The following is a 14,014-nucleotide window of genomic DNA, read 5'->3' on the forward strand; positions in this document are numbered from 1 at the left end:
TCTATTTTGATTTATGATTTCTTTTCTTTCTCCAGCATCTCTACAAAGAGGTCAAACAGGTACTCAGAGTCGTGCGGCCCCGGAGAAGACTCTGGGTGGTACTGTACGGAGAATGCCGGTTTGTTCTTTATCCTGATGCCTTCAACGGTATTATCGTTGAGGTTGATGTGGGTAATTTCCACATTAGGGTTATTCTTCACCGCCTCGGCGTCTACGGCAAAGCCATGGTTCTGCGAAGTAATCTCGCTACGGCCAGTGATGAGGTTTTTAACCGGGTGGTTCAAGCCACGATGACCATTGTGCATTTTGTAGGTAGGAATACCGTTGGCCTGAGCCAGAATCTGGTGCCCCATGCAAATCCCGAACATAGGTTTCTCTACTGCAAGGATCTGCTCTACGCTTTTCACTGCTTCGTTGGTTACGGCAGGGTCACCAGGACCGTTGGAGATAAAGTATCCGTCGGGTCCCCAGGCTTCCATTACCTCAAAGGTGGTACCGTAAGGGAACACTCGGCACTCGCAGCCTCTGATGGTAAGGTTGTTCAAGATATTACGTTTCACCCCTAGGTCCAGCACCGCTACTTTGAAGCGAAAACCTTCTACAGGCAAGTCATACTGCGCGGAAGTAGTCACTTTAGAAGAAAGCTCCAAACCAGCCATGGAAGGAACCTCCAAAAGAAGGGCTTTGAGTGCTTCAATGTCAGTGGTCTCTGAAGAGATGATGGCGTTCATCACGCCTTTGTCCCGCACATAGCGCACCAGCTCACGCGTATCGATCTCACAGATGCCCACAATGCCGGCTTTCTCAAAGTATTCCTGCAAAGATCCTTCGGCAGTCTTTCTTGAAAAATGGTGCGAAAACTCTTTGCAGACAAGTCCTTTGATCTGGATGTTCCCAGACTCTACTTCTTCTGGCTGTACCCCGTAGTTACCCACGTGAGACACGGTGGTAATCACAATTTGGCCGTAGTAGGAAGGATCTGTAAAAATCTCCTGGTAGCCGGTCATGCCTGTGTTAAAACAGACCTCGCCGCCAGTGGTTCCAACTTTCCCTAGGCTCTTACCATGGAAAACAGTGCCGTCTTCCAGCACCAATACTGCATCAGTTGTTGTATGAAGCTTCATTCTGTTTTAAATATGTGGCAAAAATAAAAAAGGGATACGAGTAATCTCGTATCCCTTTTCATTAATTATTGCATACTTATTATTCTGCAGCTGGAGTTTGAGCTGAATCAGTAGCAGCAGCATCTCCGGAAGTAGCAGCTGGTGTCTCTGGCGTAGCCTGAGCATCAGTTGATTTCTTACCAGAAGACCGGCGTCTTGTTTTAGGCTTGGCAGCTGCGGCAGTACCGGTTGTGCTCAGCATATCATCGTTGTAATCAACAAGTTCAATGATGCACATTTCAGCATTATCACCTAAACGGGTGCCAGTTTTCAAAATCCGGGTATAGCCACCTGGACGATTCGCAATTTTGGCTGATACGCCATCAAAAAGCTCTTTAACGGACTCTTTGTTTTGCAGGTAAGAGAATACAGTACGACGTGAGTGTGTGGTATCGCTCTTTGATTTGGTTAATAGAGGCTCTACATATTTCCGCAGTGCTTTCGCTTTAGCCACCGTAGTGATTACGCGCTTATGCAGAATTAAAGATGAAGCCATGTTAGAAAGCATTGCAGCTCTGTGAGAAGCTGTTCTTCCTAAGTGGTTGTTTTTTTTACCGTGTCTCATTACATTGATTGTGCACGTGCATACCGTCGATCAACCTTTCGGGATCGGGAATTATGCCGTAGATTATTAATCCTCTTCTAATTTGTACTTGGCGATATCCATTCCGAAAGTCAGGCCTTTGTCAGAAACCAGGTTTTCCAACTCAGTCAAAGACTTCTTCCCAAAGTTACGGAATTTCATCATGTCTGAAAGATCCAATTGCACTAAGTCACCCAAAGTTCTGATGTCAGCTGCTTTCAAGCAGTTGTACGCCCGAACAGAAAGGTCCATGTCATGCAAAGGAGTCTTAAGTACTTTTCTCATGTGCAGCATTTCTTCATCAACCGCTTCTTCCTCTTCAGGCTTCACAGTCTCAAAAGTCATAGTGTTGTCAGAGAAAAGCATGAAATGCTGGATCAGAATATTGGCAGCTCCTTTCAAAGCGTCTTCCGGATGGATAGAACCATCTGTAGTGATCTCAAGTAAGAGACGCTCATAGTCAGTCTTCTGCTCAACGCGGGTGTTCTCAACGCTGTATTTCACGTTCTTAACAGGCGTGAAGATAGCGTCAATCGCGATCTGGCCGAAAACCTGATCTGTTGGTCTGTTCTCTTCTGCTGGCACGTAGCCTCTTCCCTTCTGAATGGTTAATTCAATCTCGAAAGAAGACTCAGGGTCCAAGTGGCAAATCACTAGGTCAGGATTCAACACCTGGAACGAGCCAGAGAATTTATTGATGTCACCGGCAGTGAAGGTATCTTGCTTGCTGATGCTTACGGTGATTTTATCATCAACCAGGTCACCAATTTTCTTGAACCGAACCATTTTCAGGTTCAGGATAATCTCAGAGACATCTTCAACCACACCTTCAATGGTAGAGAACTCATGGAGCACACTAGGAACCCGGATGCTGGAGATGGCATATCCCTCCAATGAGGAGAGAAGAATTCTTCTCAGCGCATTCCCAATGGTAACACCATAGCCCTTTTCTAGCGGCTTAAATTCAAACTGCCCGTTGAAATCGTCGGATTTCTCCATTACGACTTTCTCTGGCATTTGAAAGGCTAATATTGACATGATTGCTGGTTTAAGGTTGACACTTAAATTAGAACTGATTACTTAGAGTAAAGCTCGACGATCAGCTGCTCCTGAATTTTCTCAGGGATCTGATCACGCACCGGGTTGGAGATGAATTTACCAGCTAACTGGCTACCATCCCACTCTAACCAAGTGAAGGCACGAGCATTACGGCCAGCAAGGCTGGTAGTAATAGCTTCTAAAGATTTTGATTTCTCGCGTACACTTACTACATCACCAGGACGCAGGGTGTAAGAAGCGATGTTCACCACATTTCCGTTTACCTGGATGTGGTTGTGGTTAACCAATTGTCTGGCACCACGTCTGGTTGGAGCAATACCTAAACGGTACACAGTGTTATCTAATCTTGCTTCTAACAAAGCAAGTAAGTTCTCACCAGTGATACCTTGTTTACGGGCAGCTTTGTCAAACAAGTTCTCAAACTGTTTCTCCAATACACCATAGATGTATTTGGCCTTCTGCTTCTCCATCAACTGGATAGCATACTCAGATTGTTTTTTTCTACGACCACGGCCGTGCTGGCCTGGACCATAAGCTTTCTTAGCTAAAGCTTTGCTTGGTCCAAAAATTGGTTCGTTATATCTTCTAGAGATTTTACTCTTAGGGCCTGTGTATCTTGCCATTTCTAATACTAAATAATATCCTTAAACTCTTCTGCGTTTTGGAGGACGACATCCATTGTGCGGAAGTGGAGTCACATCTTTAATAGAAGTAACTTCAATACCTACGTTTTGCATAGTCCGGATAGCAGACTCACGTCCTGCTCCTGGGCCTTTCACAAAAACTTCAGCCTTTCTCATTCCAGCTTCGTAAGCTACTTTACCGCAGTCGGCAGCAGCCATTTGGGCAGCATAAGGAGTATTTTTCTTAGACCCTTTGAATCCCATTTTACCAGCAGATGCCCAGGAGATAACCTGGCCATTGTTGTTAGTAACAGAGATAATAATATTGTTGAAAGAAGCTTTGATGTGTACCTGACCAACAGGCTCCACCACAACAACGCGCTTCTTGGCTTTATCTTTTCTTTTCTGAGCCATTGTCGTTTAATTATTTAGATGCCTTCTTCTTGTTTGCAACAGTCTTACGCTTACCTTTTCTGGTTCTTGAGTTGTTTTTGGTTCTCTGACCTCTAACTGGTAAACCTTTTCTGTGACGAAGACCGCGGTAAGAACCAATGTCCATCAAACGCTTGATGTGCAATTGAACTTCTGACCGAAGAACACCTTCAACTTTGTGCTCAGCAGCGATAATGCTACGGATCTCTCCGGCTTCATCCTCGCTCCAATCTTTCACCTTCTTGTCAAGATCCACCCCAGCCTTCACCAAAATAGACTGTGACAACTTGCGGCCAATACCGAAGATGTACGTCAAAGCGATTTCGCCTCTTTTGTTATCTGGAATATCAACTCCTGCTATTCTAGCCATGTTTTTAAATTAACCTTGTCTTTGTTTATAACGTGGATTCTTCTTGTTGATCACGTAAAGCTTGCCTTTACGTCTGATCACTTTGCAGTCTTCACTGCGCTTCTTAACTGACGCTTTAACTTTCATCTGTTTATTTGTATCTGTAAACTATTCTGCCTTTACTAAGGTCGTAAGGAGACATTTCCAATTTTACTCTATCACCGGGAAGAATCTTGATGTAGTGCATCCGCATCTTACCGGAAATGTGAGCAATAACTTGATGGCCATTTTCTAATTCTACCCGAAACATTGCATTGGATAGTGCCTCAATGATGGTACCGTCTTGTTCGATGGAAGACTGTTTAGCCATGTATTAGTTCAGTGCTTTATCTATGTAATCAAAAGTAGTTAAAATCTCTGCTTTGCCCTTTCTTACTACAATGGTATGTTCAAAATGCGCAGAGGGTTTCTTGTCTCTGGTACGGATGGTCCAGCCATCGTTTTCCTGAACCACATGTCTTGAACCAAGGTTCACCATGGGCTCAATGGCTATTACCAGGCCTTCCTGAAGTTTCATGCCCTGCCCTCTTTTCCCATAATTAGGAACCTCCGGGCCTTCATGTAAACTGCGGCCAAGACCATGGCCTACTAATTCCCGTACCACGCCATAACCATATTGCTCTACATGAGACTGTATGGCAAAACCAATATCACCAATACGGGAACCTACTACCGCTAATTCAATGCCTTTGTACAAAGACTCTTTGGTGCGGCGAAGCAATTCAGAGACTTCTGGCGCCACCTCACCTACAGCATGGGTATAAGCACTGTCACTGTGGAAACCTTGAAAAAAAACTCCACAATCAATAGATACAACATCTCCTGACTGTAGAGCATACTTACTAGGTATACCATGAACTACTGCAGAGTTTAAGCTGATGCACAAGCTGTGCTTAAACCCGTTATACCCCTTGAAAGAAGGAGAACCACCATTGTCTCTGATAAATTCCTCAGCGACAGAATCTAATTTTAAGGTAGTAACACCCTCAGCTACGTGCTTGGCGACTTCACCGTGCACTTGGCTGAGGATGTTAGCACTTTGTTTAATAAGCTCGATTTCTTCTTCGGTCTTATATAAAATCATTCCTTAGGAAGCAACCGCTATATTTTTTGAACGTCCTCTGAGTTTACCAGATTTCATCATGCCGTCATAATGACGCATCAACAAATAACTCTCGATTTGGTTCAAGGTGTCTAATACCACACCTACCAGGATGATAAGAGAAGTACCGCCAAAGAAGGCAGCGAACTCTCTGGTGATACCAAACAACATAGCAATTGAAGGCAGAATTGCAATAATTGCTAAGAAGAGGGCACCTGGTAAAGTGATTCTCGTTAATACTTCATCAATGTACTCAGAGGTAGCAAGTCCTGGTTTTACACCTGGTACAAAACCACCACTTCTTTTCAGGTCATCAGAGATCTGGTTAGGATTCACACTGATGGCTGTATAGAAGAAAGTAAATACAATGATCAATACTGCAAAAGACAAGTTATACTGCCAAGAGGTGTAATCAGAGAACACATTACCAATTTCATTGGCGATATCACTCTCATTTCTCCAAAAGGAGGCGATCATACCTGGCAAGAACATTAATGATTGTGCGAAGATAATAGGCATTACCCCTGCAGCATTCACCTTTAATGGAATAAATTGTCTCTGGCCAGCTTGTAAGGAAGAAGAACCTCCAACTTGCTTAGCATACTGAACTGGAATTCTTCTGATCGCCTGGGTAAGCATCACTACTCCCATTACCACGAAAAAGAGAACAATCAGCTCAATAATGAAGATCAGGGCGCGTCCAAGTCCTAACGCCAGAGCCTCTCCTACGATGGCACCTGGAAGACGAGACACAATCCCGATCATGATCAACATGGAGATACCGTTTCCAATACCTTTGTCTGTGATCTTCTCACCTAACCACATACAGAACATAGTCCCGGCGGTAAGAATGATCATGGAAGAAATTGTAAAAAGCGGGCCAGCAACAGACGGATCTATGGCTTCTGCGTTAATAGTAGCCAAGAAACCCACTGATTGGGCAAGCGTGATCACAATAGTAAGCACCCTTGTATACTGGTTGATCTTCTTACGACCAGATTCCCCTTCTTTTTGCAATTTCTGGAAATAAGGAACTGCAATGGTTAGAAGCTGTAAAACGATGGAAGCAGAGATATAGGGCATGATACCCAATGCAAAGATGGAAGCATTACCAAATGCTCCACCTAAAAAGGCATCCAATAAACCCAAGATTCCCTGGGCGCCGCTTTTCAATTGAGTTGGATCAATTCCTGGCAACACCACATAGGAGCCTAATCTGAAAATTGCGATGAATCCTAAAGTATTTAGGATTCTAACTCGCAAATCTTCAATCGCAAAAATATTCTTAATCGTAGTAATCAGCTTCTTCATCTGTTACAGAGTCACAACCTTGCCGCCTGCTTTTTCAATAGCCTCTACTGCAGTTTGAGAGAATGCATGCGCATGTACCTCAATGGCAGTAGTTAATTCGCCTCTTCCAAGAACTTTGATGTTATCGTTCTTAGACGCTAAACCGTTGTCACGGAGAACAGCGAAGTCAATAACAGTAGATCCAGATTTAGAAGCTAAGTTCTGAAGAACATCAAGGTTTACAGCAGTGAACTCAACCCGGTTAATGTTTTTGAAACCGAATTTAGGCACACGGCGTACCAAAGGCATCTGACCACCCTCAAAACCTGCTTTAGAAGAATATCCTGAGCGAGATTTTGCCCCTTTATGTCCACGGGTAGAGGTACCACCTCTACCAGAACCGGTACCACGACCAATTCTCTTCCGGTTCTTGGTAGAACCTTCAGCAGGCTTTAAATTACTTAAGTTCATTCTTAGACCTCCTTAACCGATACTAAATGTTGGATGCTGTTAACCATACCTGCAATCTGAGGGGTTAACTCTTTCGTTACAGTCTTATTGATTTTGCCAAGACCCAGAGCCTTCATGGTTCTTTTTTGTCTTTCAGGGCGGTCAATAATACTTTGGATCTGGGTGATTTCTACACTTGCCATAATTACCCGTTGAATACACGTTGTAAACTGATTCCACGCTGCTGAGCAACAACCAAAGGATCACGCATTTTGGAAAGCGCATCAAAAGTTGCTTTTACCACGTTGTGTGGGTTAGAAGAACCTTTTGACTTAGCCAATACGTCTCTGATTCCAGCACTGTCAAACACAGCACGCATCGCACCACCGGCAATGATACCGGTACCAGCTGCGGCAGGCTTAATCAACACAAAACCACCAGAGAATTTACCTTCCATTGGATGTGGAACAGTGTGCTTAAACAAAGGAACACGAACCAGGTTTTTCTTGGCATCATCAATACCCTTTGCAATTGCATCGGTTACCTCGTTTGCCTTGCCTAAACCGTATCCTACAACACCGTTACCGTCACCTACTACTACAATGGCAGAAAAACTGAATCTTCTACCACCTTTCACAACTTTAGCAACGCGGTTGATAGCTACTACGCGCTCTTTCAACTCGATTTCGCTCGCTTTAATGCTTCTGATATTTAATTTAGACATGTTCTTAGAATTTTAGACCCGCTTCACGAGCCCCTTCTGCTAATGATTTAACACGACCATGGTACAGGTAACCACCTCTGTCAAAAACAACTTCAGTAATACCTGCAGCCAAAGCTTTAGCTGCAATGTCACGTCCAACCACAGTTGAAGATTCACTTTTGGTTGAAGTGGCTCCGCCTTCATTTACAGAAGATGAAGAACTTGCTAATGTAACACCATTCACATCATCAATCAGCTGCGCATAAATAAACTTATTGCTTCTGAAGACAGACAGACGGGGACGCTGAGCAGTTCCAGACACCTTGTTACGGATGCTGCGACGAATTCTCAGTCTTCTTTTTGCTTTATCGAATGCCATTTTCTTACTTATTTAGAAGCAGTTTTACCAGCTTTTCTTCTAACAACCTCACCCACGAAACGAATACCTTTGCCTTTGTAAGGCTCAACTTTACGTAACGAGCGGATTTTGGCAGCTACCTGACCAATCAACTGCTTATCAATACCTTCTAAGGTGATCACTGGAGCTTTACCTTTCTCAGTCACTGCCGTAGCAGTGATTTCCGGAGGAAGAGCTACGTAGATATTGTGAGAATATCCTAACGCAAGTTCCAGGCTTTGTCCTTGGGTTGTGGCCTTGAAACCAACACCTACCAATTCCAAAGAAACCTTATATCCTGTGCTCACACCAAAAACCATGTTATTGATAAGCGAGCGATACAAACCGTGAAGGGCTTTGTGTCTTTTCTGCTCTGTTGGACGGGTTACTGTAAGTACCCCATCCTCAATAGCAACAGCAATGTCCGTATCAACTTGTGAAGAAAGGGTTCCTTTTGGCCCTTTCACTGTAACCAGGTTATCCTGGTTAACCAACACCTCTACACCTTGTGGGAGTGTGATTGGCAGTTTTCCTATCCGCGACATTTCTCCTGATTAATACACGTAACACAATACTTCACCACCTACATTAAGGCCTCTGGCCTCTTTGTCAGTGATAACACCTTTGGAGGTTGACAGGATGGCCACGCCATATCCATTCAACACTCGTGGCATCTCATCTAGATGCACATACTTACGGAGTCCCGGCTTACTGACTCTCTCAAGTTTCACGATAGCAGACTGCTTGGTAGCGGGATCATACTTCAAGGCAATCTTAATTGTACCTTGAACTGAACTATCATCGAACTTGTAACTTTGAATATAACCTTTCTCGTAAAGAACTTTGGTTAATTCCTTTTTTATTTTGCTAGCCGGAATTTCAACTACACGGTGATTTGCCTTGATGGCATTCCGTAGTCTAGTTAAATAATCTGCTATCGGATCTGAATGCATTAGACTATATTTTTAGATTCCGCTCTTTTTAAGGAGCCGCAAAGATACTAATGTTTTCCTAACTATAATAATGATAGGAGTAATAATTACCAACTAGCCTTCGTTACTCCAGGAATCTTGCCGGCAGAAGCCATCTCTCTGAAAGTAACACGAGAGATGCCAAACTTACGCATATAGCCTCTTGGTCTTCCGGTTAATTTACATCTGTTATGTAACCGTACTGGAGAAGCGTTTTTAGGCAACTTATCTAGAGCTTCATAATCGCCAGCAGCTTTTAACTGAGCTCTTTTAGCTGCATACTTGGCAACTAACTTTTGTCTCTTGAGCTCTCTTGCTTTCGCTGATTCTTTAGCCATTTCCTTATTTCTTTAATGATGCGAACGGTAAACCAAATCCTTTCAATAACTCCAGGCTTTCTTCATCTGTAGAAGCAGTAGTCACGAAAGTAATATCCATACCAGCAATAGACTTGATCTTGTCAATGCTGATCTCAGGGAAAATGATTTGCTCTTTAACCCCTAATGTATAGTTTCCGCGGCCATCAAAACCTTTGTCGCTGATACCTTTGAAGTCACGTACCCGTGGAAGGGCAATAGTAACCAAACGGTCAAGGAACTCATACATTCTCTCACCACGCAAGGTCACACGGGCACCAATTGGCATACCTTCTCTCAACTTGAAGTTTGAGATAGAGTTTTTAGCCTTGGTTTGAACCGCTTTCTGACCAGCAATGATAGTGAGTTCATCAACTCCAATGTCAACCAGTTTTTTATCTGCCACAGCATTACCAATACCTCTGTTGATAGAGATTTTGGTAATCTTAGGCACTTGCATTATGCTCTTGTATTGAAACTTCTCTTTCAATGCAGGCACAATCTCTTTTGAATACTTATCTTTTAGTCTAGCTGCCATGTTAGATTAAATTTCCAGTTTTTTTGGAATAACGTTGAAGCTTACCGTCGTTGTTCAGCTTCTTACCGGTTCTAGTGGCAACATTTGTAGCAGGCTCTACTAACTGCACATTGCTGGCATGAATAGGAGCTTCTAATTTTACAATACCACCGTTAGGGTTTTTAGCGCTTGGCTTTTGGTGCTTAGAAACCAGGTTCAAACCTTCAACTACCACTTTCTGCTTATCAGTAAGCACAGAAGTAACAGTTCCTGTTTTGCCTTTATCATCACCAGCGATCACTTTTACAGTGTCACCTTTCTTCACATGAAGTTTATGCTTTGACATCTTGTTTTCTCTTCTCGTGTTTAAATTACTTCAGGAGCCAAAGAAACAATTTTCATAAACTGTCTTTCACGTAACTCACGGGCAACTGGCCCAAAGATACGAGTACCACGTGGCTCATCGTTGTTGTTCAATAACACCGCAGCGTTATCATCAAAACGAATATAAGAACCGTCTTTACGACGAACTTCTTTCTTGGTGCGAACAATCACAGCTTTGTGAACAGTTCCCTTTTTTACGTTTCCTGAGGAAAGAGCAGATTTTACGGTAACAACAATTTTATCACCAACAGAGGCGTATTTTTTTCCTGTTCCACCCAATACACGGATGACCAGAACCTCTTTTGCTCCGCTGTTATCAGCAACAGTAAGTCTCGATTCTTGTTGTATCATTTTATTTAGCTCTTTCTACGATTTCAACTAAGCGCCAATTTTTATTCTTGCTCAATGGTCTTGTTTCCATGATGCGTACAGTATCACCGATACCGCACTCATTGTTCTCATCATGGGCCATGAACTTCTTGGACTTGGAAACAAATTTCCCATAGATTGGGTGTTTCACTTTGCTTTCCACAATAACAGTGATGGACTTGTCCATCTTGTTACTTACCACGCGTCCAGTTTTTTCTTTTCTTAGATTTCTCGTCTCCATGGTTTTCTATCTTAGCCATTGAGCTCCAGAGAGCGCAGTTGCGTCTCCAGCCTGGCGATGGTTTTTCTAGTAAGCTTAATTCTTGATGGATTCTCAAGCGGAGAGATAGCATGAGCAAACTGCAAGTTCACCAGGTTGTTTCTCTCTGTTGTAAGTTGCTCTTTCACTTCATTGAGTGAAAGAGCTTTGATTTCAGATTGCTTCATGACTATTTCTCAACGTAATCTCTACGTACTACAAATTTAGTTCTCACTGGTAGCTTTTGAGCAGCCAGTCGTAAAGACTCTTGAGCTACTTCTAGCGACACTCCATCAGATTCAAACATGATGGTACCTGGTTTAACCACGGCTACCCAGTATTCCGGAGATCCTTTACCCTTACCCATCCGTACCTCTGCAGGCTTTTTGGTGATAGGCTTGTCAGGGAAAATACGAATCCATACTTGGCCTTCCCGTTTCATGGCACGTGTCATTGCGATACGAGCAGCTTCAATTTGACGGGCAGTGATCCAAGAGGCTTCTAATGATTTAATTGCGAAAGAACCAAAGGAAATTGTGCTTCCTCTGTGCGCAAGACCGGTTACCCGGCCTTTCTGCATCTTTCTATATTTGGTCCGTTTTGGCTGTAACATTTCTTAAATTCCTAAAAATTGAACAACTACTTGCGTTTTGGTCTGTTATCACCACCACGCTTTTGGTTGGCATCTGCAGGACGCTTGTTGCGGTTGTTGTCTCTGCGATCACCGCGGTCATTGCCTCTCTCGCCTCTTTCGTTGCGAGGACCGGCAGATTGACCACCACTTTGTTGACCAGCGTTAGGAGATAAGTCACGCTTACCGAACACTTCTCCTTTGAAGATCCACACTTTGATACCCAGTTTACCGTACACGGTCTGAGCTTCTGATAAGGCATAGTCAATATCAGCACGCAAGGTATGCAAAGGAGTACGTCCTTCTTTGTAATGCTCAGTACGGGCCATCTCGGCACCACCTAAACGACCAGATACTTGGATTTTGATACCTTCAGCACCTACTCTGATGGCAGAAGCAATTGCTTGTTTCATAGCTCTTCTGAAAGAGATACGCGCCTGCAATTGTTGGGCAACTGATTCACCTACCAGTTTAGCATCCAGTTCAGGACGCTTAATTTCAAAGATGTTAATCTGAACATCTTTGCTGGTGATTTTCTTCAGCTCTTCTTTGATTTTATCAACCTCTTGGCCACCTTTTCCAATCACCACGCCTGGACGGGCAGTGTTGATAGTGATGGTGATTCTCTTAAGGGTTCTTTCGATGATGATTTTAGAAATACCTCCTTTTGGAATACGGGCAAGGATGTATTTACGGATCTTCTCGTCTTCGATCAGTTTATCAGCGAAATCCTTTCCTCCGAACCAATTAGAGTCCCAGCCTTTAACAATACCTAGTCTTAGGCCTACTGGATTAACTTTTTGTCCCATTTTAACTATTTGGCTTCGTTAGAGGTAGATGTTTCAACTGTCTCCACTTCCACTTTAGAATCAATCACAAGTGTCACGTGGTTAGATCTTTTTCTGATTCTGTGGCCACGACCCTGAGGAGCAGGACGCAGACGCTTCAGCATCTTTCCTTCATCTACTCTAATCTCTTTAATATATAGATTAGCATCTTCAATGCGGGCATCTTCGTTAGCTGCTTGCCAGTTAGATAAGGCAGACAAAAGAAGTTTCTCCAGTTTAGGAGCGCCGGAATTAGCAGTGAATTTGAGTAAACCTAATGCTTGGGTAACTCTTTTACCACGGATTAAGTTCGCAACCAATCTCATCTTACGCGGTGAGCTTGGTACATTGTTTAATTTAGCTACCGCTTCCATTATCTTTTACCTTTATCTTTCTTAGCAATATGGCCTCTGAAGTTTCTGGTAGGGGCAAATTCACCTAATTTGTGACCCACCATATTCTCAGTTACATACACAGGGATGAACTTATTCCCATTGTGTACCGCAAACGTATGGCCTACGAAATCTGGAGAGATCATGGAACGGCGCGACCAGGTCTTGATCACCGCTTTCTTTCCAGACTCATCCATTGTCTGCACTTTTCTATCGAGCCTGTAGTCAATATAAGGCCCTTTTTTTAATGATCTTGCCATTACTTATTTCTTCCTTCTATTAACAATCAGGTTCTCGGAGAATTTATTTTTGTTTCTGGTCTTCTTACCTTTTGCGTACAGACCTTTACGTGATCTTGGGTGACCACCTGATGACTTACCTTCACCACCGCCCATTGGGTGATCTACAGGGTTCATGGCAACACCTCTCACTCTTGGTCTGATACCCATCCATCTGCTACGTCCGGCTTTACCAAGCTTCACGTTCATGTGGTCAGCGTTAGATACGGTACCTATTGTAGCCATACAGTTAACAAGTACCATTCTCATTTCACCGGAAGGTAATTTCAAGGTAGCATAACGGCCTTCGCGGGCTACAAGCTGTGCGTAAGAACCTGCACTTCTTGCCAGAACCGCTCCCTGGCCAGGAGCTAACTCAATGTTATGAACAATGGTACCTAGTGGAATATCAGAAAGCGGTAACGCGTTACCTACTTCTGGAGCCACACCAGGACCTGATACTACAGTAGAATCAACAGCCAAGCCTGCAGGAGCAATGATATAAGCTTTCTCACCATCCGCGTAGTACAGCAGGGCAATGCGAGCTGTTCTGTTTGGATCGTACTCAATAGCTTTTACCGTTGCAGGAACCCCATATTTGGTTCTCTTGAAGTCGATGATACGGAATTTCTTTTTGTGACCGCCGCCAATGTAGCGCATGGTCATTTTTCCGTCATCGTTGCGTCCACCAGATTTTTTCTTGGATGCCAACAAAGATTTCTCCGGCTCGCTCTTCGTGATCTCAGTGAAGGCAGGCGCTACTCTAAATCTTTGACCTGGTGTTGTCGGTCTTAGTTTTCTTAATGCCATTCTATTATT

The 14,014-nt window shown here is 43.5% G+C and carries 27 protein-coding genes; all 27 read right to left on the reverse strand.

Going from position 1 to position 14,014, the window contains the following annotated elements:
• Positions 1-11: 11 nt before the first annotated feature.
• Positions 12-1,124, reverse strand: coding sequence for a glutamine-hydrolyzing carbamoyl-phosphate synthase small subunit (gene carA, locus J3P34_RS04220; RefSeq protein WP_210486555.1), 1,113 nt, complete (start codon positions 1,122-1,124; stop codon positions 12-14).
• 79 nt (positions 1,125-1,203) lie between these two features.
• Positions 1,204-1,728: a 50S ribosomal protein L17 gene (gene rplQ, locus J3P34_RS04225; RefSeq protein ID WP_210486558.1), complete on the reverse strand. Its 525-nt coding sequence runs from the start codon at positions 1,726-1,728 to the stop codon at positions 1,204-1,206.
• 66 nt (positions 1,729-1,794) lie between these two features.
• Complete coding sequence (locus J3P34_RS04230) at positions 1,795-2,784, reverse strand: DNA-directed RNA polymerase subunit alpha (protein WP_210486560.1); 990 nt, start codon at positions 2,782-2,784, stop codon at positions 1,795-1,797.
• Positions 2,785-2,822: 38 nt separating this feature from the next.
• Positions 2,823-3,428 (reverse strand): 30S ribosomal protein S4, encoded by a 606-nt coding sequence (gene rpsD / locus J3P34_RS04235; RefSeq protein ID WP_210466553.1) that lies wholly within the window; start codon positions 3,426-3,428, stop codon positions 2,823-2,825.
• Between the two features lie 21 nt (positions 3,429-3,449).
• Positions 3,450-3,842: a 30S ribosomal protein S11 gene (gene rpsK, locus J3P34_RS04240; RefSeq protein WP_123127710.1), complete on the reverse strand. Its 393-nt coding sequence runs from the start codon at positions 3,840-3,842 to the stop codon at positions 3,450-3,452.
• Positions 3,843-3,852: 10 nt separating this feature from the next.
• Positions 3,853-4,230: a 30S ribosomal protein S13 gene (gene rpsM / locus J3P34_RS04245; protein WP_186641349.1), complete on the reverse strand. Its 378-nt coding sequence runs from the start codon at positions 4,228-4,230 to the stop codon at positions 3,853-3,855.
• 9 nt (positions 4,231-4,239) lie between these two features.
• Complete coding sequence (ykgO, locus tag J3P34_RS04250) at positions 4,240-4,356, reverse strand: type B 50S ribosomal protein L36 (RefSeq protein ID WP_071885446.1); 117 nt, start codon at positions 4,354-4,356, stop codon at positions 4,240-4,242.
• A gap of 4 nt (positions 4,357-4,360) precedes the next feature.
• Positions 4,361-4,579 (reverse strand): translation initiation factor IF-1, encoded by a 219-nt coding sequence (infA, locus tag J3P34_RS04255; protein ID WP_048919321.1) that lies wholly within the window; start codon positions 4,577-4,579, stop codon positions 4,361-4,363.
• Positions 4,580-4,582: 3 nt separating this feature from the next.
• Entirely contained in the window at positions 4,583-5,353 is a 771-nt protein-coding gene (gene map / locus J3P34_RS04260) for a type I methionyl aminopeptidase (RefSeq protein ID WP_210486562.1), read from the reverse strand.
• A 3-nt stretch (positions 5,354-5,356) separates the two neighbouring features.
• Positions 5,357-6,682, reverse strand: coding sequence for a preprotein translocase subunit SecY (secY, locus tag J3P34_RS04265; protein WP_210466555.1), 1,326 nt, complete (start codon positions 6,680-6,682; stop codon positions 5,357-5,359).
• A 3-nt stretch (positions 6,683-6,685) separates the two neighbouring features.
• Positions 6,686-7,132 carry a 50S ribosomal protein L15 gene (rplO, locus tag J3P34_RS04270; RefSeq protein WP_210486563.1) on the reverse strand — a complete coding sequence of 149 codons (447 nt, stop codon included), beginning with the start codon at positions 7,130-7,132 and terminating at the stop codon, positions 6,686-6,688.
• Between the two features lie 2 nt (positions 7,133-7,134).
• The gene (gene rpmD, locus J3P34_RS04275) at positions 7,135-7,314 is read right to left on the reverse strand and encodes a 50S ribosomal protein L30 (RefSeq protein WP_149092193.1); all 180 of its coding nucleotides are present in this window, start codon (positions 7,312-7,314) and stop codon (positions 7,135-7,137) included.
• Positions 7,315-7,316: 2 nt separating this feature from the next.
• Positions 7,317-7,835, reverse strand: coding sequence for a 30S ribosomal protein S5 (gene rpsE / locus J3P34_RS04280; protein ID WP_149092192.1), 519 nt, complete (start codon positions 7,833-7,835; stop codon positions 7,317-7,319).
• A gap of 4 nt (positions 7,836-7,839) precedes the next feature.
• Complete coding sequence (rplR, locus tag J3P34_RS04285) at positions 7,840-8,193, reverse strand: 50S ribosomal protein L18 (protein WP_210466557.1); 354 nt, start codon at positions 8,191-8,193, stop codon at positions 7,840-7,842.
• An 8-nt stretch (positions 8,194-8,201) separates the two neighbouring features.
• A complete protein-coding gene (gene rplF / locus J3P34_RS04290; RefSeq protein WP_210466558.1) occupies positions 8,202-8,756 on the reverse strand; it encodes a 50S ribosomal protein L6 in 555 nt (184 codons plus the stop codon).
• 9 nt (positions 8,757-8,765) lie between these two features.
• Positions 8,766-9,164 (reverse strand): 30S ribosomal protein S8, encoded by a 399-nt coding sequence (gene rpsH, locus J3P34_RS04295; RefSeq protein WP_210466559.1) that lies wholly within the window; start codon positions 9,162-9,164, stop codon positions 8,766-8,768.
• A gap of 86 nt (positions 9,165-9,250) precedes the next feature.
• A complete protein-coding gene (gene rpsN / locus J3P34_RS04300) occupies positions 9,251-9,520 on the reverse strand; it encodes a 30S ribosomal protein S14 (RefSeq protein ID WP_186641338.1) in 270 nt (89 codons plus the stop codon).
• Between the two features lie 4 nt (positions 9,521-9,524).
• Positions 9,525-10,076, reverse strand: a complete 552-nt coding sequence (rplE, locus tag J3P34_RS04305) for a 50S ribosomal protein L5 (RefSeq protein WP_210466560.1) — start codon at positions 10,074-10,076, stop codon at positions 9,525-9,527.
• A 1-nt stretch (position 10,077) separates the two neighbouring features.
• Positions 10,078-10,401: a 50S ribosomal protein L24 gene (rplX, locus tag J3P34_RS04310; protein ID WP_210466561.1), complete on the reverse strand. Its 324-nt coding sequence runs from the start codon at positions 10,399-10,401 to the stop codon at positions 10,078-10,080.
• 20 nt (positions 10,402-10,421) lie between these two features.
• Complete coding sequence (rplN, locus tag J3P34_RS04315) at positions 10,422-10,790, reverse strand: 50S ribosomal protein L14 (protein ID WP_062543988.1); 369 nt, start codon at positions 10,788-10,790, stop codon at positions 10,422-10,424.
• A gap of 1 nt (position 10,791) precedes the next feature.
• The gene (gene rpsQ / locus J3P34_RS04320; RefSeq protein WP_210466562.1) at positions 10,792-11,049 is read right to left on the reverse strand and encodes a 30S ribosomal protein S17; all 258 of its coding nucleotides are present in this window, start codon (positions 11,047-11,049) and stop codon (positions 10,792-10,794) included.
• A gap of 11 nt (positions 11,050-11,060) precedes the next feature.
• Positions 11,061-11,255 carry a 50S ribosomal protein L29 gene (rpmC, locus tag J3P34_RS04325; RefSeq protein WP_062543986.1) on the reverse strand — a complete coding sequence of 65 codons (195 nt, stop codon included), beginning with the start codon at positions 11,253-11,255 and terminating at the stop codon, positions 11,061-11,063.
• A gap of 2 nt (positions 11,256-11,257) precedes the next feature.
• Complete coding sequence (gene rplP, locus J3P34_RS04330; RefSeq protein ID WP_062543985.1) at positions 11,258-11,680, reverse strand: 50S ribosomal protein L16; 423 nt, start codon at positions 11,678-11,680, stop codon at positions 11,258-11,260.
• A gap of 26 nt (positions 11,681-11,706) precedes the next feature.
• The gene (gene rpsC, locus J3P34_RS04335) at positions 11,707-12,507 is read right to left on the reverse strand and encodes a 30S ribosomal protein S3 (protein ID WP_149092185.1); all 801 of its coding nucleotides are present in this window, start codon (positions 12,505-12,507) and stop codon (positions 11,707-11,709) included.
• 5 nt (positions 12,508-12,512) lie between these two features.
• Positions 12,513-12,899 carry a 50S ribosomal protein L22 gene (gene rplV / locus J3P34_RS04340; protein WP_149092184.1) on the reverse strand — a complete coding sequence of 129 codons (387 nt, stop codon included), beginning with the start codon at positions 12,897-12,899 and terminating at the stop codon, positions 12,513-12,515.
• Positions 12,899-13,177: a 30S ribosomal protein S19 gene (rpsS, locus tag J3P34_RS04345; RefSeq protein WP_048919303.1), complete on the reverse strand. Its 279-nt coding sequence runs from the start codon at positions 13,175-13,177 to the stop codon at positions 12,899-12,901. The genes rplV and rpsS overlap by 1 nt, the downstream gene beginning before the upstream one ends.
• Positions 13,178-13,180: 3 nt before the next feature.
• A complete protein-coding gene (rplB, locus tag J3P34_RS04350) occupies positions 13,181-14,005 on the reverse strand; it encodes a 50S ribosomal protein L2 (RefSeq protein ID WP_210486565.1) in 825 nt (274 codons plus the stop codon).
• Positions 14,006-14,014: the final 9 nt, after the last annotated feature.

This window comes from Rufibacter aurantiacus (assembly GCF_017916345.1).
Lineage (GTDB): Bacteria > Bacteroidota > Bacteroidia > Cytophagales > Hymenobacteraceae > Nibribacter > Nibribacter roseolus.